We start from the raw sequence: 21,876 nt of genomic DNA on the forward strand, positions 1-21,876 counted from the left end.
CGGATCGGATGACGAGCGCTCTCCCGAATAGCCGGGAGGGCGCTGTGCTTTCGGCGTCAGGCGATCAGGCGGAGGGAACCACACCCCGGCAGGCCCAGGCGACGGAGACGAACGAACGCGGACCATCCTGCCTGCCCGCCTCATAGGCGGCCCTGACCGCGGCGTCGGTTTTCGCCCGAAGCCCCGGTTCGAGCAAGGCTACGTATTTGCCGAGCGGTCCTTCGCCGGCGGCGATCGGCGCCCAGTAGTCGTCGAAGGACTGAAAATCCATCCGGATCATCAGCGAGACTTCCGCCACGTCGACGAGACCTTGGCGGATGAAGCTGTCCTTCATCTCGCCCGGCTGCATCATCGGCTGGAAGAAATGGTGGCTTCGCATCTGCCGGGCATTGTCGTCCAGCATCGAAACCGTGTCCCACATCATCCGCATGGCGGGCATGCCGCCGAGATGATCCCAGACGGTTGCAGCCACCACCCCGCCCGGCCGCACCACGCGCCGCATTTCGGCAACGGCCTTGTCCGCTTCCGGCACGAAATGCAGGACGAGAAGCGCCATCGCCCGGTCGAAATATCTGTCCGCGAACGGCAGCGCGCAGGCATCCGCCTGGCTGATCCTGATCCTCGGATCGGTGTTGCGGCGGATCGCCTCTTCGACAAAGACGGGCGAATAGTCGATCGCCGCGATCTCGGAAAGATTGGCTGCCTTCGGCAGTGCGAATGTCAGGCTTCCCGTGCCGCAGCCGACGTCGAGAACCTTTTCCCCATCTTGAAGACCGGCGAAATCGATCAGCTGGGGTGCCAGCCGCCGGCTCCAGCGCCCCATGAGTTGCTCATAACCGGCCGCGTTGCGGACATTGAAACTCGATGTCATGACGCCCTCCCAAGCTTCCGGAACCAAGGGTACCCCTGGTTTCTCCAGCTGCCAAGACGGCAGAACGGGCTACGCGAGTAGAGGATGGCGTCGGCGCGCCGGCCATTGAGGCTTTGTTGACACCTGTCAACTCGCCACCGAGCGACCCATCATATCGACCCCGCCGCGGATCATCGGGGGCCATCAAAAGTCCGCAACTACCGGGCTGGTTCAGTCCGCCGGCTTGAAACCTTCGTCGGTCAGGGTCATCGAGGTAAGGTCGAGCCCCATGCCGCGCGCACCTTCGGCGGCGGCACGGCCGATGGCCTTGGTCTGAGCGGCATTGCCCTTGGCCTGTTCCAGTCCGACACCGAGCAGCAGCGCCTGCATGAACAGGGCTTCCGACATGGACTGCTTGAGGCTGTCGTTGGCGTTGGCGAATTCGCGAACCGAAGCCATGGTACGCATCACCTGCTGCTTGACGGCAGCCGTTGCCGCCTGGCTCGGATCGTCGGTCGAACCGCGCGTCGCCTGCCAGGCGCCGATCCACCAGACCGTATAGGCGTCGGCCAGGTTGTCGATCCGCAACCCGTATTTGGCGAGCGGCGCCCGCATCTCCTCGATGATGTCGCGGGAGGCGACCAACTGGGCGAGGTCGTCCGCCCCCTTCGGATCGACAGCCCGGCTCTTGGCGACGAAGCTGGCGAGATTGGCCGTGCGGCGGGCTTTCGAGGGGACGTAACGGAAACTGTCCGGCCGCAGCGGCCGGGCGGTCTCGGGGGTGGCGGATGCCGGGGCCTGGTTGCCCTTGCGCTGCATCTGCCGGCGCAGCGTCTCGGCGATAGGCCCCATGTTCAGCGTCGCTTCGAACGCGCCGGGGCTGAGCGGGCCTGAAAAATCGGCCCGTGCCGGGACGTTTCCGGCGCCAAGGAGGGTAAGGCCCGCCAGTAGAATTGTTAGATACCTTGCGTTTGCCCGCATCGCCGACTCCCCCGAAATACGATTGGCAATATATGCGCCGCGCTCGTGTCGGCAAGTTGAATGGCAGATATCAGCCTGCGTACTTGCGCGTCCTGACGGCTTCGCCAAAGGCCTCGAACAGGGCGCGGTTGATGGGATTGATCTGCGGGTCGTATTCGGCATGCCATTGGACGCCAAGGGCGAACCCTTCCGCCTCCTTGAACCGGATCGCCTCGATCGTGCCGTCTTCCGCCACGCCTTCGGCGATGATGCGGGTTCCCAGTTCGTCTATCCCCTGGCCGTGGAGGGAGTTGACCCGGATCGTCTCGCGGCCGAGCAGGCGCGCGAACGTGCCGTCCGGGGTCAGCCGGACGTCGTGCCGGTCGGCAAAGACGACGGTCAGGTCCGGGTGGATCTCGCCATTTTCCAGGCGCGGCATGCGGTGGTTCATGCGACCGGGCAGCTCGCGGATCTCCGGGTGCAGCGAGCCGCCGGCCGCGACATTCATCTCCTGAAAACCTCGACAGATGCCGAATACCGGTATGCCGGCAGCAACGCAGGCACTGATCAGCGGCAGGGCGACTGCATCCCGGTTCTGGTCATAGGGTTCGTGGCGGGCATGCGGCTCGATGTTGAAATGGCTCGGATGGACATTGGCCCTGGCGCCGGTCAGGAGGATGCCGTCGACGGTGTCGAGCAACGTCGGAATGTCGGTGATGTTTGGATTGCCGGCAAACATCAGCGGCAGGGCGCCTGTGACGTCCGCGATTGCCCGGAGGTTCTGCTCGCCGACGAGTTGGGCGGAAAAACGGTTCTCGACACTATGGGTATTCCCGATGACGCCGATCACGGGTCTGGACATTGCTCAATTCCATCTTCCAGCCGCAGTGCTTCGACAAGAGATCTGCGGGCAATTTCAAATTTCACTTCGAGTTTCATGTGTGGAACGAATTTCACTTGCGGACTGCCCCCACCCTCGCAAGCACCTCGCTCGGGATCGCATACCTCTTGATGATGTCGCGATTGTTCCGAAGACCGCAGATTTCGCGCTGAATGAACAGCCCCCAGACGGCGTCCGCCGCATCGTCGCGAAGGCTCTCCCGCAGCACCTCGTTGTCGCGCTCCGGGTCCCAGGCATTCAACTCGGCGAGCGCCTCCTCCACCTTCAGCCCCTGCCGCCCCAGCGCTGCCGCGCGCTCGGACATCAGCTCGTATTCGAGGACGTTAAGGCCGGTATTGGCGAAACCTGGCTGATGGAACGACTGGGGAGGGCGGACGCTCATGGGAAATACCTGGAGTTTCCACCAATGTTAGTCGATTGCTGCGGCGCGTCAAATAAGGAATGGTGCGTGTGGCGTGGATGGTGCACCGGAGGACGCCTCGCCAGGGGCACCGACGAACACGCGGGTCTTTTCAGCGTGGTCCACTGCGACGCCGGTTTCTCGCGCCGCAGAGCTTCGATGGGCTTGGAATTCGTGACTATTGCGATGCCCGGCGGAGATGCGTGCGGTGCCAACAATGGCGACATGTTGGAGCTCCCGTAACATGAGGCCCCTAGCATTACAGGCCGAAAACGAGTGGCGACCACCCGTTTCATGCGCGCCGGCGCACAGATCCAGCCGACCGATAACAAAGCGCTCCGCAAGAATACCGAACAGGCGCGGGGCGTTGTCCGTCGGATCGTCAGAGGCGAGTTCCTGATCACCAGTTGGCGATCAGTCGAGCTTGGCCTCGGCCAGAGCCGCACCGTCTTGCGCGAGGTCCACGCTTGCGACCACCGACATGCCAGGGACGAGCCTGTCGGTGAGTCTCTGTCGCGGCTCGATGGCGATCCGGACCGGAATGCGCTGGGCAACCTTGGTGAAGTTGCCGGTGGCGTTGTCGGCCTTGATGACCGAGAATTCCGAACCCGTGGCCGGCGCGAAACGCTCGATCCGGCCGGTAAATTTTTCATGCCCCAGGGCATCGACGGTGAAGGTCACCTTCTGGCCGGCAGTCATGCCGCCGAGCTGGGTTTCCTTGAAATTGGCGACCACCCAGACTTTGGTAGGCACGACTGAGCCGATCTGGGTGCCGATCGAGACATACTGGCCGATGCGACCGGCGACCTCGCCGAGCGTACCGTCCTGCGGGGCGGTGATGCGGGTATTGGCAAGGTCGATTTCGGCAAGCTTCACCGCCGCCTTGGCGCTTTCGACATTGGCTTCCAGCGACTTGCGGCTGACCACGATTGTGTTGAGGTCCTGCTCGGTGACGAGTTCGGCGGCTTCGGCCTGGTGGACGGCGGCCTGCGCCTGGTTGAAGGCGGCGCGGTTCTTTTCGGCCTCGCTCTGGGTGGCGATGTTCTTTTCGAGCAGGCTCTGAGTGCGGTCGTAGGTGGTCCTGGCGGCATCGAAGGCGGCGTTGGCGCTTTCGACGGCGGCCTTGGCGGACTGGATCTTGGCTTCGGCCGACTTGCGGCTTTGTTCGGAATTGGAGAGCGAAGCTTCTGCTGTTGCGAGCGCCGCTTTGGCCTGTTCCAGCTTCTGGGCGTAGATGCGGTCGTCGATCCTGGCGATCAGGTCGCCTCGGCTGACGCTCTGGTAGTCCTGGACCGGCACCTCAGTGAGGTAACCGGCAAGCTGCGGGCTGAGGATCGTCACCTGGCCGCGCACATAGGCGTCGTTGGTCGTCTCGAGCGTGCCGTGGAAGGGCGGCAGGTTCCAGGCATAAAGCACCACGACAATGCCGGCGGCGCCGATGGCAAGTGCCACATAGGTGGCGATGAAGCGGAAGATCTTGGACATGGCAGTTTCGTTTCTTGTTTTCGGGCTCTGCTCGGGGCTTCAGGCAGCGGCGGGCGTCGGGGTCTTGATTGGCAAAAGCCGGTGGCGGTTGCGCCAGGCGACGTGGAGGAGAAGGAAGGCAAGCGCGGCGAGCGAGGCCCAGGCGGTCAGCAGAAAGGAGTCGTTGTAGGCGAGCGCATAGGCCTGCTGCTGCACCTGCCTGGCGAAAAGGGCGGCGCCTTGCACCACCTGCTGGTTGGGGTCTGTCAGCACCTTGCCATAGGCGCCGCCGAGCTGATTCAGCCGGGTTGCCACCAGCGGATCGGTCGAGGCGAGCTCGGAGACCAGCCGGAAGGAATGGAACTGCTCGCGCCACTGCACGAAGGTGCCGTAAAGGGCGCTGCCCAGATAACCGCCGATCTTCTGGGTGGCGAGAAAAACGACGATGAAGGAGAGGATGTAGCTCGGGCCGCGTTTCATCGCAGCGCCCATGCCGATCATCAGCGCCGGGGGCAGGAAGAGGCCGCTCGCGAAGCTCACCAGGAATTGGCTGAGATACATTTGTTCCGGCCGGGTGAGGATGGTCGACTGGCTGTCCATGTAGCTGCCCACCGCCACCAGCAGCAGCGAGACGGCGTGGATCGCCGAGGCGCGGCCGGGCTTCATGATGATGGCGCAGACGACGCCTGAAGCGACGGCACCAGCGAGGATGACCCAGTAGAGCCCGGCCATCTGCTCGTTCAGCATGCCCGCATTGCGCAGAAAATTGATCGCGCCGCTGGTCTGTTCGGAAAACACGAGGCGAGACACCATCAGAGCGCCGGTGAAATGCAGGATTTCGCGGGAGGTGAGCCAGCGGATATCGACCAGATGGTTCTTCCGGTTGAGCTCGATCGCGGCAAAGATCGCCGAAGCAGCGATGCCGGCGATGATCATCCAGGCGAGCCAGTCGACCGCCGTCCACCAGTAGAGCCGGCCGACGGTGAACACCACGGCAAAACAGCCGAGCCCGATGGCGAGGAAGACGTAGCTGATGACATCGAGGCTGCTGATCACTTTCGCACGCGGCGGCGAGGCGAGCGGCAGCACGTAGACGAGGCCGAGCGAGACCATGGCAAGCCCCATCTCGACGAGATAGAGCGCATGATAACCGCCGATATCCAGCAGATAGGGCGAGATGATGCCGGTCACCGGCGAGGGGAGGGCCAGCGCCGTCAGCGAGACGCAGAGGCCGATGCTCAACTTCTTTGCCGGGGCAACCGGCTCGAGAATATAGAGGAAACCGAGCGACGTCATCGGCGCTGCGGCGACGCCTGCGAAGAAGCGCAGTGCCAGCGCGCTTTCGTAACTGTCCGTCCAGAAATGCGCCAGGCAGACGAGCACATAGACGACGATCGCCACCTCGGCGAAGTTCCGGAGGCCGTATTGGGCCCGCACTTTGAAGAGCAGCAGCGTCAGGCTGGCATTCGGGAAGAGATAGGCCGCCATCAGCCAGGTGGCTTCGGTCTGGGTCAGATCCATCGGGCCGGCGATCTGCTGCAGGTTGGTGGAGATGAAGCTCATGCCGAGCCCTTGCGTGAGCGCAATCAGCGTGCCGGCCAGCATGTAGGCGGCGACCATTCTATGCGACTTGGGCACGAAGGCAGGCGGCGCGGCCGGGGCAGGTGGGGAAGCGGGCTCAGGCCGGGCCTCGATTGCCTCAACGGTTTCGGCCGGCTCCGCGTTTCTGCGGAAATCCGGCCGTATGATGGTTGCGTCTTCCTGCCTTGCTGCTGTCTCACGCGGGGACATCGATGTCCTCCAGCTCGCCGATATTGGCCGTGATCCGCTCGAACAGGGCCATGGCGACATGCATCTGGCCGGCATCGATGTCCTGAAAGATCTGCTCGCGCATGCGGTCGCCGATCGAGCGGACGAGGTTTGCCTGTTCCTCGCCATGGACCGTCAGAAACAGAAGCTTGACGCGGCGGTCGTTCGGGTCCGGCCGGCGTTCGATCAGGCCGTTCTCCTCCATCCGGTCGAGCAGGCGCACCATGGTCGCCTGTTCGAGTTCCAGCTCGCACGCAAGCTCGCTCTGCGTCATGTTCTGCTTCTTGGCGAGGCGGAACAGGGCGCGGGCGCGCGGATAAGTCAGCCCATGTGCCGTCACCTGCTGGTTGAATGCCGTGCGGATCTTGCGGCTGACCTTGGTCAGCGCCTCAAGGAATTCAGATGCGATTGGATCAGGTTTCATCGTGAGCTTAAGGTTAGTGTGCTAAGTTTTATATGTGCATTAGTTAGCATGCCAACTAATTTGTTTCAAGGGGCGGAGCGTAAGGCGTGAATTTCGGAGGCGGATGGTCAGGGAAGCGCCACTTTTGGCACGGGGTCTCCCAGGATTAACGTCGCGTTAACCATGGCTGGCTTAGGAATGTTGGTGCGCGAATGACCTGCGCGCCTAACCTCTATGGGATCAACATGTACGTTGTATCGGTGCTCGACAATGGCGACCAAAGGACATTCGTGTCCGAAAGCCTGAAAATACTAGACCGGATCGTCTACGCAACCATCTGCGGTTCTCCGAAGCAGTTCCTGCTGTCCGAGGTAGTCGATATCGTCCCGGTCGACGCAACGCCGACCAAAGCTCCAACGACACGAAACCTCGCTTCCCTCGTCCAATAGTCCGCTCGCGGACTGAAGGATCGAAGAGATGAAACGATCGCGTTTCCGCGAACCGCCCGCGCATCCGTAGCTGGACTGCCTGGCCGTGGGCTCGTTCGCGCCTCTGCTCATGTCGGCTGCAACCGATCACAAAACGGGGTCGCAGCCGCGGAGGGCTCGCCGGCAAAGGTCGGCGAGCTTTAATACTCCCGTGCGTGGCTCTAGCCGCCGCCGCCTTACTCCGCCGCATCGGCCTGTTCGGCCACGATCGGCTCTTCCTTCACCTTCTTGCGGCCCGCGAGCACGTCGCCGGCCGTCTCGGACAGGCGGAAGAAGGAGAAGCACGAAGATGCGGAAATGATCGCGATAATGACGAAGGACATCGCGAAGGCGAAGTTGGTGAGCGTCTCGGAGCCGCCGGAAAAATAATGTAAAAGCATGGCCGACATCGCGACGCCTGTACTCTGGGCGATGCGCTGCGCCATCTGCGACAGTGACGTGGCGTGGCTCATCTCCGGGTCTTCGGTTTCCGCGAATGTCAGCGTGTTGAGCGAGGTGAACTGCAAAGCCCGGAAGAAGCCGCCGAGCAGGATGATGAGGACCATGACGACCGGCGCCGTAGCGGGCGTGAAGGTGGCGAGCAGGCCCATCGACGCGCTGGCGATCAGCGCGTTCCAGAGGAGCACGTTGCGGAAGCCGAAACGACGCAGGATGCGTCTCGTCATGGTTCGCATGCCGAAGGCGCCGATCGTCGAGACGAAGGTGATCGCGCCGGATTGCAGCGGCGTGTAATGGAAAACTTCCTGCATCAGCAGCGGCAGCATGAAGGGCAGGGCGCCCATACTGATCCGGAACAGCGAACCGCCGGTGACGCTCGAGCGGAATGTCGGGTAGCGAAAGAGTTTCAGGTCGAGAATGGCATTCGGCGTCTTGTGCGCATGCCGGATGTAGAGGCCGAGCAGGGAGATGCCGACCACAGCCAGGATCAAAGCGCTCGAATTCATGCCGCGGGCGAGAGAATCGAAGCCGAAGATGACCGCGCCGATGCCGAAGCCGGTGAGGATGAAGCCCTGAAAATCAAAGGACGTGCGTTCGGTCGGCGGGATCTTGTCGATAAGCATAAGCGTCAGGATGATCGCGACGATGCCGACCGGCAAGTTGATCCAGAAGATCCAGTGCCACGAACTGATGCCGGTGATGAAACCGCCAAGCAGCGGCCCGATCGCGGGGCCGACCACGGCCGGCATGCTCATCAGCACCATGGCGGAAACCAGTTCTTCGCGCGGGACGGAGCGCACCAGGATCAGCCGTGCCGTCGGCAGCATCAGCGCGCCGCCGAAACCCTGCAGGGCGCGGGCCGCGATCAGCATGGTGAGGGTGGTCGAGGCGGCGCAGAGCAGCGAGGCGAAGGTAAACAGCGCAATCGCCGAGCAGAACACCAACCGGGCGCCGAAACGGTCGGCGAGCCAGCCGCTCAAGGGCAGGAACACGCCGAGCGACAGCACGTAGACGGTGATCGCCGAATGCAATGCGAGCGGCGGTTCGCCGAGTGCGTCCGCAATCGTCGGCAGGGCCGTGGCGATCGCCGTCGAATCGATCTGCTGCATGATGAGGGCCGATGCGACGATCAGCGGCACGGTTTTTGGGGTATCCAATTTAGTATTCTCTTTGTTTCAAGTCCTTGTTTCGCAAGCCCGGTTCCTGGCGGGCCACCAAACCGCGCGGTCACCGATGGTGTTTCCGCTTGCTTGAGTCGCCGTCATGTGTTCTTCTATACGGAACGCCGGTCCATATACAGGATATTCCTTTGGATATTAGGCTGTCAACGGCGCTTTTGTGTTGCCGGGTCGACGGCACGTGTTATCCGGATGGGTGCCGGCAGATTGTCATGGGAGCGACAACTGAAATGAAGATCACGGGCGCGCAGGATGAGGACCAGAAGAGCCGGCTCTCCTCGGTTTCGATGGCGATCCGCATCCTCAAAGCCTTCGAGGGTGACGATGCGGAGATCGGCGTCACCGAGCTTGCCCGTCGTCTCGGTATCGCCAAGAGCACCGTCCACCGGCTGGTCGTGACGCTGATGGCGGAGGATTTTCTCGAGCAGAACCGCGAGACCGGCCGTTACCGGCTGGGGCTCGGGCTGTTCGGTCTCGGCTCGCTGGTGCGCAACCGCATGGACCTCTCCACGGAAGCGCGCACGGTGCTGATGGATCTCAGGCAGGAGACGGACGAGACGGTGCTGCTCGCCGTGCCGGCCGGACCGGAGATCATGTATGTCCGCGTCCAGCCGTCCCGGCAGGCGGTGCGCATCAGCGCTGAGATCGGCATGCGCGCGCCCTATCATTCGACGGCGGCCGGCCGGGCGCTGCTTGCCTTCCAGCCGGAAAGCCGCATTGCTGCGCTCACCGCGGCGCCCTTGCCGCTGCGGACCTCGAAAACCGTCACCGATCCGGACAAGCTGCAGAAACTACTCGGCAATATCCGCCGCCTCGGCTACGCGGTGGAAGACGAGGAGAACGAACTCGGCATGCGCGCCATCGCCGCACCCATCCACGACGCCCAGTCGGAAGTGGTCGGCGCGGTCGCGGTCGCGGGTCCCGTCCAGCGCCTGTCGCTGAAGAACCTCAACGGTTTTGCCGAGCCGCTGCTTGTCGCGGCGCGAGCGATCTCGGCCCGTCTGGGGCATCGCGGCCCGCTCGGTGCCGGCGATTCCTGACGCGCGGCAGCAGTGACGATTTAATGTTCCAGAAGGGTTGCCGCGGGTCGGACCTGCTCTAGGTGAATCGTTGAACCGTTCGGTTCGATCTCATCGGCGCACGTCGTTTTGGCGCGTCACCGACCTTTTCTCTCCGGGGAGGTCTTCCTATGGAAACCCACTGTCTTAAGCGCCCCACGCGGCGCCAATTCCTTTCTTCCGTCGCTTTTACCATTCTGGCCGGCAGCGCTGCGCCCGTGATGGCGCGCAGCATTTCCGGCAGCCTGCCCTGGGAGGCACGTTCCGCCGATCCGCCGGTGCAGGTGAAGCCTGGAGGCTGGCTGTTCTTCACCCCGGAAGAGGCGCAAACCATGGAAGCGGTCGCCGACCGGCTGGTGCCGGCGGACGATCTGTCGCTCGGTGGCAAGGATGCCGGCTGCGTTCTCTATCTCGACCGGCAGCTCGTGGGCTCCTACGGCACGTCGAGCCGGCTCTATACCAAGGGTCCGTTCATGCCCGGCCTGGCGACGCAAGGCTATCAGGCGCCTGACACGCCGGCCCAGCGCTACCGATCCGGGATAGCCGCGCTGAACGCGTTCACCCGCGAAACCAAGGGCGGCAAGCGCTTCGCCGAACTAGCGCCAACCGACCAGGACGCCGTGCTCAAGGATCTCGAAGCCGGCAAGATCACCCTGCCGAACAAGGTGGATGCCAAGTCCTTCTTCAACCTGATGCTCGCCAACGTGATGGAAGGCTTTTTCGCCGACCCGATCTATGGCGGCAACAAGGACATGGCCTCGTGGAAGATGCTGGGATTCCCCGGCGCGCGATACGATTACCGCGACCACGTTTCCAAACACAACCAACCCTATCCCCTGCCTCCGGTTTCGATCGCAGGCTCGATGGAATGGATGACCAGGTAGGGACCTGAAAACATGACAACTATTCTACCCCGCAAGGACGTCGTGATCGTCGGCCTTGGCTGGACAGGCGCGATCCTTGCTCATGAACTGACCGAGGGCGGGCTCGACGTCGTGGCGATCGAACGCGGCCCGTGGCGTGATACCGCCACCGATTTCAACATCGGTTATGCCCAGGACGAGCTTCGTTACGGCATCCGCCGCGATCTCTTCCTGCAGCCGGCCGTCGAAGCGATGACGATGCGCAACAGCACCTCGCAGACGGCGCTGCCGATGCGGGACTACGGATCCTTCCTGCCCGGAAACGGAGTGGGCGGCGCCGGCGTTCATTGGAACGGCCATACCTGGCGGTTCTGGGACAGCGATTTCCAGATCGCCGACCACCTGAGGGATCGTTATGGCGCAGGGCGCATCCAGGACCTGCAATTGCAGAACTGGGGCGTGACCGGCGCCGAGATGGAAAAATCCTTCGACCGCTTCGAATATCTCGCCGGCATTTCCGGAAAGGCGGGCAATATCAGCGGCCAGATCCAGGAGGGCGGCAATCCGTTCGAGGATCCGCGCGCCCGCGACTATCCGCTGCCGCCGATGCAGATGACCTATGCGCCGACGCTGTTTGCCGAGGTGACCAGGTCGCTGAACCTGCACCCGTTCCCGACGCCGTCCGCGAACCTTTCCAAGGACTATATCAACCCGCTCGGCATCGCCATGGGCCAGTGCACCATGTGCGGTTTCTGCGAACGCTTCGGCTGCGCCAACTATTCGAAGTCCTCTGCCCAGACCACCATCCTGCCGGTGCTGATGAAGAAGAAGAATTTCGAGGTCCGCACAGACTCCGAAGTCCTGCATGTGGATCTCGACGCCTCGAAGAAACACGCCCGCGGCGTCACCTACGTCAACACGTCGGGCGAGGAATTCTTCCAGCCGGCCGACATGGTGCTTCTCTGCGCCTACGGTTTGCACAATGTCCGGTTGATGATGCTGTCGGGCATCGGCCAGATCTACGATCCGAATACCGGCGAAGGCACGATTGGGCGCAACTACTGCTACCAGACCAATGCCGGCGCTCAGGTGTTCTTCGACGACAAGAACTTCAATCCGTTCATCGCCGCCGGCGCGCTCGGCCAGACGGTGGACGACTATAACGGCGATGCCTTCGACCACGGACCGCTCGATTTCGTCGGCGGTGCCGGCATCAACTGCATCCCCTCGAACGGCCGGCCGATCCAGACCCGCCCGACCCCGCCCGGCACGCCGCGCTGGGGCAGCGATTGGAAGAAGGCGACCGTCAAGTCCTACAAGTCGACGCTCGGCTTTTCCTCCCAAGGATCGAGCTACCCGACCCGCGGCAATTATCTCGATCTCGACCCGACCTATACGGACCGGTTCGGGCGGCCGCTCCTGCGCTTCACCTTCGATTTTCCGGACAACGACATCCGCATGTCGAACTGGGTTTCTGACCGGATGGAGGACATCGCCAAGGCCTTCGGCGGCCGGCAATATACCAATACCCGCCGCAAGAAGGGCTGGGACTCGGTGCCCTACCAGAGCACTCACAATACCGGCGGGGCGATCATGGGCACGGACCCCAAGACCAGCGCCGTCAACAAATACCTGCAGAGCTGGGATGTCGCCAACGTCTTCGTCATCGGCGCTTCCGCCTTCGCGCACAATGCCGGCAAGAACCCGACCGGCACGGTTGGCGCCTTGGCGTTCCATGCGGCGGATGTCATCCGCCAGCAATATCTCCGCAATCCGGGCCAACCTCTGGTGTCGGCATGAGCAGAATCGTCTTTTCCCTCACCCTTGCCGCAACGACGCTCTCGGCAGGCCTCGCATTCGCCCAGGCGCCCGACCAGGCGGACGAGATCATCCGCGGCCGCTATCAGGCGATCCTCGGCGATTGCGCCGCCTGTCACACCGCGCCGGGGGCAAAACCGCTCTCCGGCGGGCTGCCGCTCGAAACACCCTTTGGCCAGATCATTCCCCCGAACATCACGCCCGACAAGGCGTCGGGTATCGGCAACTGGACGGAGGCGGACTTCCGCAGCGCTTTGAAGAACGGTATCGGCCATGACGGCAAGCGGCTCTACCCCGCCATGCCCTATCCGGCCTATACCAAGATGACCGACAAGGACGTCGGCAATCTCTGGTCCTATCTTAGGACGGTCGATCCGGTCTTCAACCCGGTCGAATCCAACCAGCTGCCGTTCCCGTTCAATATCCGCCTATCGATGATGGGCTGGAACATGCTGAACTTCACGCCCGGCGAATTCCGCCCCGACCCGTCGAAATCGGCCGAATGGAACCGCGGCGCCTATATCGTCCAGGGTCCCGGCCATTGTGGCACCTGCCATTCGCCAAAAACCGCGCTCGGCGCCGACGAGACCAGCGAAGCATTGCAGGGTGGTTCGCTGCAGGGATGGTATGCGCCCAACATCACCGGCAACTCCTATATCGGGATCGGCAGCTGGAGTGAGGACGAGATCGTCCAGTACCTGAAGACCGGCACCAACGGGCATACGATCGCCTCGGGGCCAATGGCGGAGGCGATCCAGGCCTCGACCTCTCTCATGGCCGACGAGGACGTCAAGGCGATCGCCACCTATCTCAAGAGCACCGAAGGCGGACCGGCACAAAAACCGCAGCCGATCCCCGCGAGCGATGCGCGCATGAAGGTAGGGGCGGCGATCTACCACGACACCTGTTCCGCCTGCCACGGCGGCGACGGCAAAGGGGCCAGCCAGCTCTTCCCAGCGCTGGCCGGGAGCTCGATCGTGCAGCAGCCGAGCTCGGAGACGCTGATGCGTCTGGTGCTGCAGGGCAGCCAGGCGGTGCATACGCCGCAGGCGAAAACGACACCCGCCATGCCTTCGCTCGGCTGGCGCCTGTCCGACGAGCAGGTGGCCGCCGTGCTCACCTATGTCCGCAACAGCTGGGGCAACGCCGCCCCCTCGGTTGGGGCGTCGGATATCGGGGTGCAGCGGTAGACGTTGCGAGAATTTCGCCAGGCTCTGCCTTCCTTGAGACAGGCGGGCGGCAAGCTCCCACTGATCTCCCCCCATGCGGGGGAGATGTCACCAGAGGTGACAGAGGGGGGTGGTGCCGCAAACTCAATTGTCGAAGAGTATGCCGCAGCACCCCCCTCTGCCCTGCCAGGCATCTCCCCCTCAAGGGGGGAGATCGGCCTGTTGCGCTGTTTCCTTCCATTGCGATTGGCCCACCAAGAGGAGGTGCATACCACCGCCCAGGAACAAGACGATTTCCCTACACACCCCATTCACGCCCCGGCCTTCACCCGCTACAACTCCATTATTCCGTTCTACAATTTGGATTTGAGAACCATGGCCGACAGCGTTACCGATCGTTTCCTCCGTTATGTCGTCATCGACACCCAATCGGACGCCAAGTCGCCCTCCCAGCCTTCGACGATGAAGCAGAAGGATCTCGGCCGGCTGCTGGTCGAGGAAATGCTGGCGATCGGCATTACCGATGCGCATCTCGACGAGCACGGCTATATCTACGGGACGATCCCGGCGACGACTTCGAAGAACAACGTGCCGGTCATCTGCTTCTGCGCCCATATGGACACGGCGCCGGACTTCTCCGGCACCAACGTCAAGCCGCAGATCGTGAAAAACTATCAGGGTGGCGATATCCAGCTCGTCGGCGACAAGAACCAGGTGATCCGGGTATCCGAACATCCGGTTCTGAAGGACCAGATCGGCAACGACATCGTCACCTCCGACGGCACCACGCTGCTCGGCGCCGACGACAAGGCGGGCATTGCCGAGATCATGTCGGCGGCCGAATTCTTCATCAACAACCCGGACGTCAAGCACGGCGCGATCCGCATCCTCTTCACGACCGACGAGGAGATCGGCCGGGGCGTCGACAAGGTGGATCTCGCAAAGCTCGGCGCTGATTTCGGCTATACGCTGGACGGCGAGACCGCCGGCACCATCGAGGACGAGACGTTTTCGGCCGATGCTGTGGAGATCGCCATCAAGGGCGTCGCCATGCATCCGGGCTTCGCCTTCGGCAAGATGGAAAACGCCATCAAGATCGCTGGCGGCATCATCGCCAGATTGCCGAAGGACATGGCGCCGGAGACCACCAGGGGCCGCGACGGCTTCATCCACCCGACCGGCATGTCCGGCGTGATGGAGAAGGCGAACCTCTCCTTCATCATCCGCGATTTCACCGAGGAGGGCCTGAAGACCAAGGAGACCCTGCTCGAGGAGATCACCAGACAGGTGATCGCCGACTATCCGGGCTCGACCTACACCTTCACCGTCAAGGAACAGTACCGCAACATGAAGGTGGTGCTCGACCAGCATCCGGGCATCGTCGACTACGCGGTCGAGGCGATCAGCCGGGCCGGCATGACCCCGGTGCGCGGCAGCATCCGCGGCGGCACGGACGGTTCCCGCCTCTCCTTCATGGGCCTGCCCTGCGCCAACCTCTTCGCCGGCGGCCACGCCTTCCACTCGCCACTGGAATTCGTGAGCAGTCAGGACATGGAACTGGCCGTGAAGACGGTGGTGGAGCTTGCAAAACTGTGGGAGGAGCGAGCGTAACCGCACTTGAGCGTCCATCAAGACAATAGGAAGCCGGTGTATTCCTGAAGAGGGGGCGATGCGGCTTCCTTGTTCCGCTATCGCAAGTTACGTGCAAGCCATTCCCGCTAACCTCGGAAATTGCATCTCCGCCGCTGGTGATGTGTTGCGATCATTTTGATCACAACGTCGTTTGGTCCGGAAAATCTGGACACGGGGGTAAGATGACGACGATTGGCAGTTCGATGCTTGGCGTAACCAATACATACGCGCTCAAGCTTCTGCAGGGTGCGGAAACGCCTGCTACTGTGGGCACGAAACCCACGGCTTCGGAGAACCCATCTTCGCCAGCAACCTTGCTTGACGACTCAGGAAGCAGCGATGTCAGTGAGTTTATCTATGATGCTTTCGGGAAGTTCTCGACAGCTCCCGATCTCGACGATGTCATCGGGTTGCCGCCGCCGTCAGCGGAGCAAATTGCCGATTCAACGGCGAGCAATCACCCCAGCAAATTAAAGTTCGAAATCAAGATCGGCGATGTTGTCCTGGCACGAATCTATGAAGGCGGCGTGGCGGAACTTGCCGACGGCTTCGACTATTCCTCCATCGGCTTCGACACCGAGGAGGCAGGTCTTGAAGGAATGGCCCTGGCCCAGGACAGGACCGCCCGCATCCTTAAATTCTTCGCCGAGTTGACATTCGACGTCACAGTTTTTGGCCCCGATGGTGCACCGGTCGTTCCCGCGCCCGAAGTGGAGAGTCCGATCAATGAAGGCGAGGCCGATGGCCCAGACATGTCCGCAAATAAGCTGCTGCTTTCGCTCATGCTGGAAGCTGATCGCTTTCAGAGCGCGGTAGAGGTCTGGAAAGATTCGACATCCAAGGATCAGGTTGATCGAACCCATGTTCCCGACAACATGACCGAAGAGGACGTTGCGGCGCTCAGCGACAGTGAGTATCTGTCGCTCCTAAAGGGAACTATCGCCGGGATGATCGATGACTGGTATGCCCACCTTCGCAGCATCTCCATGCAGGAACCCCACATCTATTCTCCGGTGGTGACGGCCGTATCTGAGCCAGCCCGTTGATGCCTTCTCCGTTCATGATCCATCGGATCGTGCCCGTTTTCGCCACCGCAAAGATATACCCAAAATGGTCAATGCCGAGCAAGGACAATACCCGGCGGGATGTGCTTTAAAGTTGGTGAGGCATCTCCTGTTGCCTCCGGTCAACAGACAAGGAACCCTGACACTACCCCGCGAGCCATCTCCTTCCCAGTCTTGAACGCGCCGCATTTTCCGCCTAAAAAATCGCCATCTGCAGCACCAACAGGATGGTGGATCATGGATTCCAGCCGAAACGCAACGCCGCTTTGCCTTGCCATTCGGGAATCCGTCCATGCCTTCCATTACGCTTGCCAATCTTTCGTGGTCCACGCCTGACGGCCGGCCGCTTTTTTCCAATCTGAACCTCAGCTTCGGGCCCGAACGCGCCGCCCTGGTCGGGCGCAACGGCGTCGGCAAGACGACGCTGCTCAGGCTGATCACCGGCGAACTGACGCCCGCATCCGGGACGGTCTCCGTCTCCGGCAGCCTCGACATGCTGCGCCAGAGCGTGCAGGTCGCGACCGGTGAGACGATCGCCGACCTTTTTGGCACGCGCGGCGCGTTGGCTATTCTTGCCCGCGCGGAAGCGGGCGAGGCCTCCGCCGAGGAACTCGCCGATGCCGACTGGATGCTGGAGTCGCGCATGGCAGAAGCTCTGGCACGGGCAGGGCTCGACGCGGATGCGAACACGCCGCTCGAAACGCTGTCGGGCGGCCAGCGCACCCGCGCGGGGCTGGCGGCACTGATCTTCACCGGGCCGGATTTCCTGATCCTCGACGAGCCCACCAACAATCTCGACCGAGCCGGCCGCCAAGCGGTGATAGACCTGCTCGCCGGCTGGCGCGGTGGGGCGATCATCGTCAGCCACGACCGCGAGCTTCTGGAGACCGTCGACGCGATCGTCGAGCTAACCTCGCTCGATGCCACCCGCTATGGCGGCAACTGGGGCCGCTACCGGGAGCGCAAGGCGCTGGAACTGGCCGCCGCCGAGCACGATCTTGCTGACGCCGAAAAGCGGATGGCGGAGGTCAGCCGCACGGCGCAGGAAACCACTGAGCGCAAGGCGCGCAAGGACAGCGCCGGCAAGAAGAAGGCCGCGCGGGGCGACATGCCGCGTATCGTCGCCGGCGGCATGAAGCGGCGGGCGGAAAACACCAGCGGCGACAATGCCCGGCTTGCCGAGCGGCTGCGAACCCAATCGGCCGACGACATCTCCGCCGCGCGTGAAAAGATCGAGATCCTGCAGCCGCTCTCAGTGACGCTGCCGCCGACCGGCCTGCCGGCGAGCCGGGACGTGCTCAGGATCGACAACGTCACCGCCGGTTACGAGGTCGAAAAGCCGGTCCTGCACGACTTCTCCTTCGAGATCACCGGGCCGGAACGCATCGCCGTCACCGGTCCTAACGGTTCGGGAAAAACGACGCTGCTATCGCTGATTTCCGGTAGCCTGTCGCCCTTCTCGGGCACGGTGCGGGTGCCGGTCAGATCCGCCATGCTCGACCAGCGGGTGAGCCTGCTCGATCCGACGCTCTCGATCCGCGACAATTTCCGGCGTCTCAATCCGCAGGCGGACGAAAATGCCGGGCGTGCGGCGCTCGCCCGCTTCATGTTCCGTGCCGATGCCGCGCTGCAGGTGGTAGGCACGCTGTCGGGCGGGCAGATGCTGCGGGCGGGGCTTGCCTGCGTGCTCGGCGGGCCAGAGCCGCCGCCGCTGCTCATCCTCGACGAGCCGACCAACCATCTGGATATCGATTCCATCGCCGCGGTCGAGGCCGGGTTGCGCGCCTATGACGGCGCGCTGCTGGTCGTCAGCCATGACGAGGTGTTTCTCGAGGCGATCGGCATCACCCGCCGGCTGGCGTTGGGTTAGAGCCGATCAGGCGGCCGGCGCACCGGTCAGCGCCTCGGTCGTCACCAGATTGACGCCGGCCTCGGCGAACTGGGCATTGTAGCGGCGGATGATGGCGGCGGCGCTCTCCGGCGGCTGGTCGAGCGTGCTGTGGGCGTCGGAAACCACCGTCACCTTCAGCCCGGCCGCGATCGCCCCCTGCACCGTGCCGGCGATGCAGAAATCCGTCTGCGCGCCGAGGATAACCACTTCGGGCGCGCCCTGGCTCTCGATCCATGCGCCGAGTTCCGGGTTGCTGAAGGAGTCCCGGACGGTTTTCGAGAAGGTCGGCTCGTCGTCCCGCTGGCCGAGTGCCGGCCAGACGGGCCAGCCCGGCTCTCCCGGCGCCAGCGGATCGCCCTCCGGCCCGTCATGGCGCACGAAGGCGATCGCCCGGCCGTCGCGCCGCGCCCAGTCGATCACCTTGCGGGCGCGGTCGGTCAGGAGATCCGCATCATGGAGAGGTGGCTCGACAAGGCCGTCGAACATGTTGGTCTGCAGGTCGATGACGATGACCGGTGCTTTTTCCGCTGATATGCTGGACATGGGCTTGCCTCCATTCAGGACAGGGAAATTGCCGGATTCCCTGCGGATTTCAACCCATATCTTCGCGCTGAGGGCCCGATCGCTCGCGGCATCTGTCAACTGGCCGGTCAGCCAGGAAAGGGCGGCCCGATCGCCGCCGCCCTCTCTCGTTTGCGATCTGGCGTTCAGCGGCAGACGCGGGTGGTCTTGACGACGACCCGGCCGTGGTAGCGGGTCTTCACCTTCTTGACCATGCAGTCACGATGGCGGGGACGATATGGACGGTAGACTTCGCGGACGGTGTGACGCGGGGCGATCCGCTCATTGGTGGTAATGGTGACGCTCGCGGCGTCGGACGGGCCGGCGACCGAGAGAATCGAAGAAATGGCCAGGGCCGATGCGAGAAGCAGGTTTTTCATTCGGTGTTTCCTCAATCTTTTGCGCGACATGAACGCGGATTGAGGGGCCGGGTTCCACGAGAAGGATTGGGACTGAAGTCCTATGCCCGCCGTTCAACCGGCTGTCTCCCCGTTCGACGGCACAACGTCGGCAGCGCCGCTCAAAGCGGAAAAACAATCCTACCTCAGCAGCCCCTGGCCGCCGTCCACGTAGATCGGCGTGCCCGTCACATGCCGGGAGCGGTCGGAGGCGAGGAAGGCGATGACTTCGGCGACGTCCTCGCTTTTTCCCGGCTTGCCGTCGCTGATCGGAACCTGGCCCTCCGGCCATTCCACCGGAATTGCGGTTTCCTGCGCGTGGCGAAGCTTGGTGTTGTCGCCGATATTGGTCTCGATCTCGCCGGGGCAGACGGCGTTGACGCGGATGTGGTGCTTGCCGAGTTCCAGCGCCAGCTGCTGCACCATCGCCACCTGCGCGGCCTTGGTGGCGGTATAGGCGGTGGCGCCGGGTGTCGTGAAGGTGCGGTTCCCGTTGATCGAAGAGACGACGATGATCGAGCCGGCGCCCTGCGCCTTCAGACGCGGCACGGTGAGGTGCAGCGTCAGATAGGTGCCGCGCAGGTTGACGGCGATCGTCCTGTCGAATTCTTCCGGCTTCAGGTCGTCGATCGGCGCCCAGACACCGTTGATGCCGGCATTGGCGACGACGATGTCGAGCCGCCCGAATTTTTCCGCAAGCTGATCGATCGCTTCGCGCATCCGGTTCTCGTCGGAAACGTCCGCTTCGAGCACGAGCGCTTCTCCGCCAGCCTTCTCTATCTCCTGGGCAGTCTTTTCGATCTCGGTTCTCGTATGGCCGAGCAGGGCGATTTTTGCGCCTTCCGCCGCGAGTTTCATCGCTGCCGCCTTGCCGATGCCCGAGCCTGCTCCTGTGACCAGAGCCACCTGATTCTCAAGTTCCATGTGCCCATCCTGTCGCTGGATCGCGGCTTCTGCCGCGCGAAAACGAACGGCAAGGGATGGCGCAAGGTTCCCGGGGTCAGGATGGATATCGCTCGTTGAGGATGCGCAGGCCTTCGGCAAATTTCGAACCGTCGCCGCCCATCTGGCGCATCTGGGCAAGATTGTCGGTGAGGTCAGCGCGCTTCACCGGTCGGGCGAGCGGGTTTTCGATCGAGCGGCGAACGAAGGCGAAATATTCCTCGCCATCGCGTTTGCTCATCGCGTCGACGGCATCGACGACTGCTTTGGAAAAGCCTTCTTGGCCCAGCCGCTCGAATGTCCAGCCGGGACCTTTCTCGACCACGTCATGCAGCCAGGCAACCTGTTTTTCGTCCTCGCCGGCGACGTTTTCGGCGACGCGCCGGACGTGGTCGATGAACGGGCCGCCGGTTTTCGACGACTGTCCTTGATGGGCCTTCGTCGCGATGACAATCGCCTTGTCGATCAGTTCCGACATTTGTCTGTCTCCCGTCCGCTCGGCGGCGCTCTATAGGGTCCTGGCGTGACGACAACGCGTCAGTTGCGGTCTTCCTCGAATTGAGGGACGGGAAGCGGGCTCAGCCAGTTCTCCCGCCGCTTCACCCATATTTCGTAGACCGGTTCGAGATCGGTCGGCGCCATGTCGAGCGATCCGACGCGGATTTCGATCTCGTCGTCGTCGCTCTCGTTGAAGACGCGCGAGCCGCATTCGGGGCAGAAACCGCGCCCATGAAAATATCTGACCTCGCCTGTGCTTTCAAAGCCATGCCGCGGCCAGATGCCGAACGTGACGAAGCTCGAGCCGCTTTCCTTGCGGCAATCGGCGCAATGGCAGAGCCCGATCCTGATCGGCGCATCCTTCACCGAATACCGCACCTTGCCGCAAAGGCAACTTCCAGACCGGATGATCATACTCGCTCCTTCTTCCTCGCCCGGAAAATGCAGTTAGGGCAGGGGAGGATGAAGGGAAGAGATCCGCCGGGTTCCGAGGCGGCCGCCTGGGGGCCTTGTGGAACGGAACGGCTTGGCCGGCGTTCGAAGCAGACACAGATGGGATTATCGCCATGCGCTCGTTTCTAGTCTCCGCCGCGTTTATCGCCTCGGCTTTCTCGCCGACCTTAGCTTCGGCGGCTGAGGGCGATTTTCTAAAGACGCTTGCCGGCAGTTGGAGCGGCAACGGGACTGTCCTGACCCGCATCGGAGGCAAACCCATCAATGTCGTCTGCGACTTCACCTCGACGGCCGGGGCGACTACCCTTTCGATGCAGGGAAACTGCCGAGGCCTGCTGGTCGTCCGGCGCAGCATATCGGCCGATCTCCAGGCTTCGGATCGCGGTTATAGCGGCACCTATGTCGGGCCCTCCGGCCAGCCTTCAGTGCTTTCCGGCAACCGCCGCGGCAATGCGATCAATCTCGGCGTCCGCTGGGCGAGGGTGATCAACGGGGATCGCGTCGCCAACATGACGATCGAGAAGATCGGCAACGACCGCCTCAGGCTCCAGACGGTCGACAAGGACCTTTCGAGCGGCAAACCGGTGGTGACCAGTCGCATTGATCTCAGCCGATGATCATCTGAGGGCTCTGCCCGC

General features: G+C 62.9%; 22 protein-coding genes. 9 read left to right on the forward strand and 13 right to left on the reverse strand.

Translation table 11 applies throughout. The features are described 5' to 3' along the window. Positions 1–64: 64 nt before the first annotated feature. From LZK81_RS26130 to LZK81_RS26160, 7 genes are all read right to left on the reverse strand, one after another. Entirely contained in the window at positions 65–871 is an 807-nt protein-coding gene (locus LZK81_RS26130; RefSeq protein WP_233956804.1) for a class I SAM-dependent methyltransferase, read from the reverse strand. Positions 872–1,081: 210 nt separating this feature from the next. After that, positions 1,082–1,831, reverse strand: a complete 750-nt coding sequence (locus LZK81_RS26135; RefSeq protein WP_233956805.1) for a DUF6683 family protein — start codon at positions 1,829–1,831, stop codon at positions 1,082–1,084. A gap of 70 nt (positions 1,832–1,901) precedes the next feature. Then, on the reverse strand, positions 1,902–2,672 hold the full coding sequence (locus LZK81_RS26140) for a gamma-glutamyl-gamma-aminobutyrate hydrolase family protein (protein WP_233956806.1): 771 nt from the start codon (positions 2,670–2,672) through the stop codon (positions 1,902–1,904). A gap of 91 nt (positions 2,673–2,763) precedes the next feature. Next, complete coding sequence (locus LZK81_RS26145; protein ID WP_233956808.1) at positions 2,764–3,093, reverse strand: DUF6665 family protein; 330 nt, start codon at positions 3,091–3,093, stop codon at positions 2,764–2,766. A 432-nt stretch (positions 3,094–3,525) separates the two neighbouring features. Further along, positions 3,526–4,596 (reverse strand): HlyD family secretion protein, encoded by a 1,071-nt coding sequence (locus tag LZK81_RS26150; RefSeq protein WP_233956809.1) that lies wholly within the window; start codon positions 4,594–4,596, stop codon positions 3,526–3,528. 39 nt (positions 4,597–4,635) lie between these two features. Further along, positions 4,636–6,366 (reverse strand): MFS transporter, encoded by a 1,731-nt coding sequence (locus tag LZK81_RS26155; RefSeq protein ID WP_233956811.1) that lies wholly within the window; start codon positions 6,364–6,366, stop codon positions 4,636–4,638. Continuing rightward, a complete protein-coding gene (locus tag LZK81_RS26160; protein ID WP_046604849.1) occupies positions 6,353–6,808 on the reverse strand; it encodes a MarR family winged helix-turn-helix transcriptional regulator in 456 nt (151 codons plus the stop codon). The genes LZK81_RS26155 and LZK81_RS26160 overlap by 14 nt, the downstream gene beginning before the upstream one ends. 224 nt (positions 6,809–7,032) lie before the next feature. Between LZK81_RS26160 and LZK81_RS26165 the strand changes: the two genes are divergently transcribed. After that, complete coding sequence (locus LZK81_RS26165; RefSeq protein WP_046624842.1) at positions 7,033–7,236, forward strand: hypothetical protein; 204 nt, start codon at positions 7,033–7,035, stop codon at positions 7,234–7,236. 215 nt (positions 7,237–7,451) lie between these two features. Here the strand turns inward: LZK81_RS26165 and LZK81_RS26170 are convergent, their stop codons facing one another. Continuing rightward, on the reverse strand, positions 7,452–8,870 hold the full coding sequence (locus LZK81_RS26170; protein WP_233956812.1) for a DHA2 family efflux MFS transporter permease subunit: 1,419 nt from the start codon (positions 8,868–8,870) through the stop codon (positions 7,452–7,454). A gap of 251 nt (positions 8,871–9,121) precedes the next feature. On the opposite strand from LZK81_RS26170, the gene LZK81_RS26175 reads away from it, so the two are divergent. The 7 genes from LZK81_RS26175 to LZK81_RS26205 all read left to right on the forward strand — a co-directional run bounded on the left by LZK81_RS26175 (position 9,122) and on the right by LZK81_RS26205 (position 18,365). Beyond that, positions 9,122–9,931 carry an IclR family transcriptional regulator gene (locus LZK81_RS26175; RefSeq protein WP_233956813.1) on the forward strand — a complete coding sequence of 270 codons (810 nt, stop codon included), beginning with the start codon at positions 9,122–9,124 and terminating at the stop codon, positions 9,929–9,931. A 149-nt stretch (positions 9,932–10,080) separates the two neighbouring features. Next, positions 10,081–10,833, forward strand: coding sequence for a gluconate 2-dehydrogenase subunit 3 family protein (locus LZK81_RS26180; RefSeq protein WP_233956815.1), 753 nt, complete (start codon positions 10,081–10,083; stop codon positions 10,831–10,833). A 12-nt stretch (positions 10,834–10,845) separates the two neighbouring features. Beyond that, a complete protein-coding gene (locus LZK81_RS26185; protein WP_233956816.1) occupies positions 10,846–12,612 on the forward strand; it encodes a GMC family oxidoreductase in 1,767 nt (588 codons plus the stop codon). Then, positions 12,609–13,820, forward strand: a complete 1,212-nt coding sequence (locus tag LZK81_RS26190; protein ID WP_233956817.1) for a c-type cytochrome — start codon at positions 12,609–12,611, stop codon at positions 13,818–13,820. The genes LZK81_RS26185 and LZK81_RS26190 overlap by 4 nt, the downstream gene beginning before the upstream one ends. A gap of 354 nt (positions 13,821–14,174) precedes the next feature. Next, a complete protein-coding gene (gene pepT, locus LZK81_RS26195; protein WP_233956819.1) occupies positions 14,175–15,410 on the forward strand; it encodes a peptidase T in 1,236 nt (411 codons plus the stop codon). Between the two features lie 203 nt (positions 15,411–15,613). Then, positions 15,614–16,477 carry a hypothetical protein gene (locus tag LZK81_RS26200; protein ID WP_233956820.1) on the forward strand — a complete coding sequence of 288 codons (864 nt, stop codon included), beginning with the start codon at positions 15,614–15,616 and terminating at the stop codon, positions 16,475–16,477. Positions 16,478–16,787: 310 nt separating this feature from the next. After that, positions 16,788–18,365, forward strand: a complete 1,578-nt coding sequence (locus tag LZK81_RS26205) for an ABC-F family ATP-binding cassette domain-containing protein (RefSeq protein WP_233956821.1) — start codon at positions 16,788–16,790, stop codon at positions 18,363–18,365. Between the two features lie 6 nt (positions 18,366–18,371). Here LZK81_RS26205 and LZK81_RS26210 read toward each other — a convergent pair whose 3' ends face one another. The 5 genes from LZK81_RS26210 to LZK81_RS26230 all read right to left on the reverse strand — a co-directional run bounded on the left by LZK81_RS26210 (position 18,372) and on the right by LZK81_RS26230 (position 21,199). Then, complete coding sequence (locus tag LZK81_RS26210; RefSeq protein WP_233956823.1) at positions 18,372–18,929, reverse strand: isochorismatase family protein; 558 nt, start codon at positions 18,927–18,929, stop codon at positions 18,372–18,374. Positions 18,930–19,093: 164 nt separating this feature from the next. After that, positions 19,094–19,327: a hypothetical protein gene (locus tag LZK81_RS26215; RefSeq protein WP_105439783.1), complete on the reverse strand. Its 234-nt coding sequence runs from the start codon at positions 19,325–19,327 to the stop codon at positions 19,094–19,096. A gap of 159 nt (positions 19,328–19,486) precedes the next feature. After that, positions 19,487–20,269 (reverse strand): SDR family oxidoreductase, encoded by a 783-nt coding sequence (locus tag LZK81_RS26220; RefSeq protein WP_233956824.1) that lies wholly within the window; start codon positions 20,267–20,269, stop codon positions 19,487–19,489. 76 nt (positions 20,270–20,345) lie between these two features. Beyond that, positions 20,346–20,765 (reverse strand): metal-dependent phosphohydrolase, encoded by a 420-nt coding sequence (locus tag LZK81_RS26225; RefSeq protein WP_233956826.1) that lies wholly within the window; start codon positions 20,763–20,765, stop codon positions 20,346–20,348. A 59-nt stretch (positions 20,766–20,824) separates the two neighbouring features. Continuing rightward, a complete protein-coding gene (locus LZK81_RS26230) occupies positions 20,825–21,199 on the reverse strand; it encodes a GFA family protein (protein ID WP_233956827.1) in 375 nt (124 codons plus the stop codon). Positions 21,200–21,351: 152 nt separating this feature from the next. Here LZK81_RS26230 and LZK81_RS26235 point away from each other — a divergent pair, with 152 nt between their 5' ends. Next, positions 21,352–21,855 (forward strand): hypothetical protein, encoded by a 504-nt coding sequence (locus tag LZK81_RS26235; RefSeq protein WP_233956828.1) that lies wholly within the window; start codon positions 21,352–21,354, stop codon positions 21,853–21,855. The last annotated feature ends 21 nt before the right edge of the window (positions 21,856–21,876 follow it).

The organism is Neorhizobium galegae, assembly GCF_021391675.1.
Classification (GTDB): Bacteria; Pseudomonadota; Alphaproteobacteria; order Rhizobiales; family Rhizobiaceae; genus Neorhizobium; species Neorhizobium galegae_B.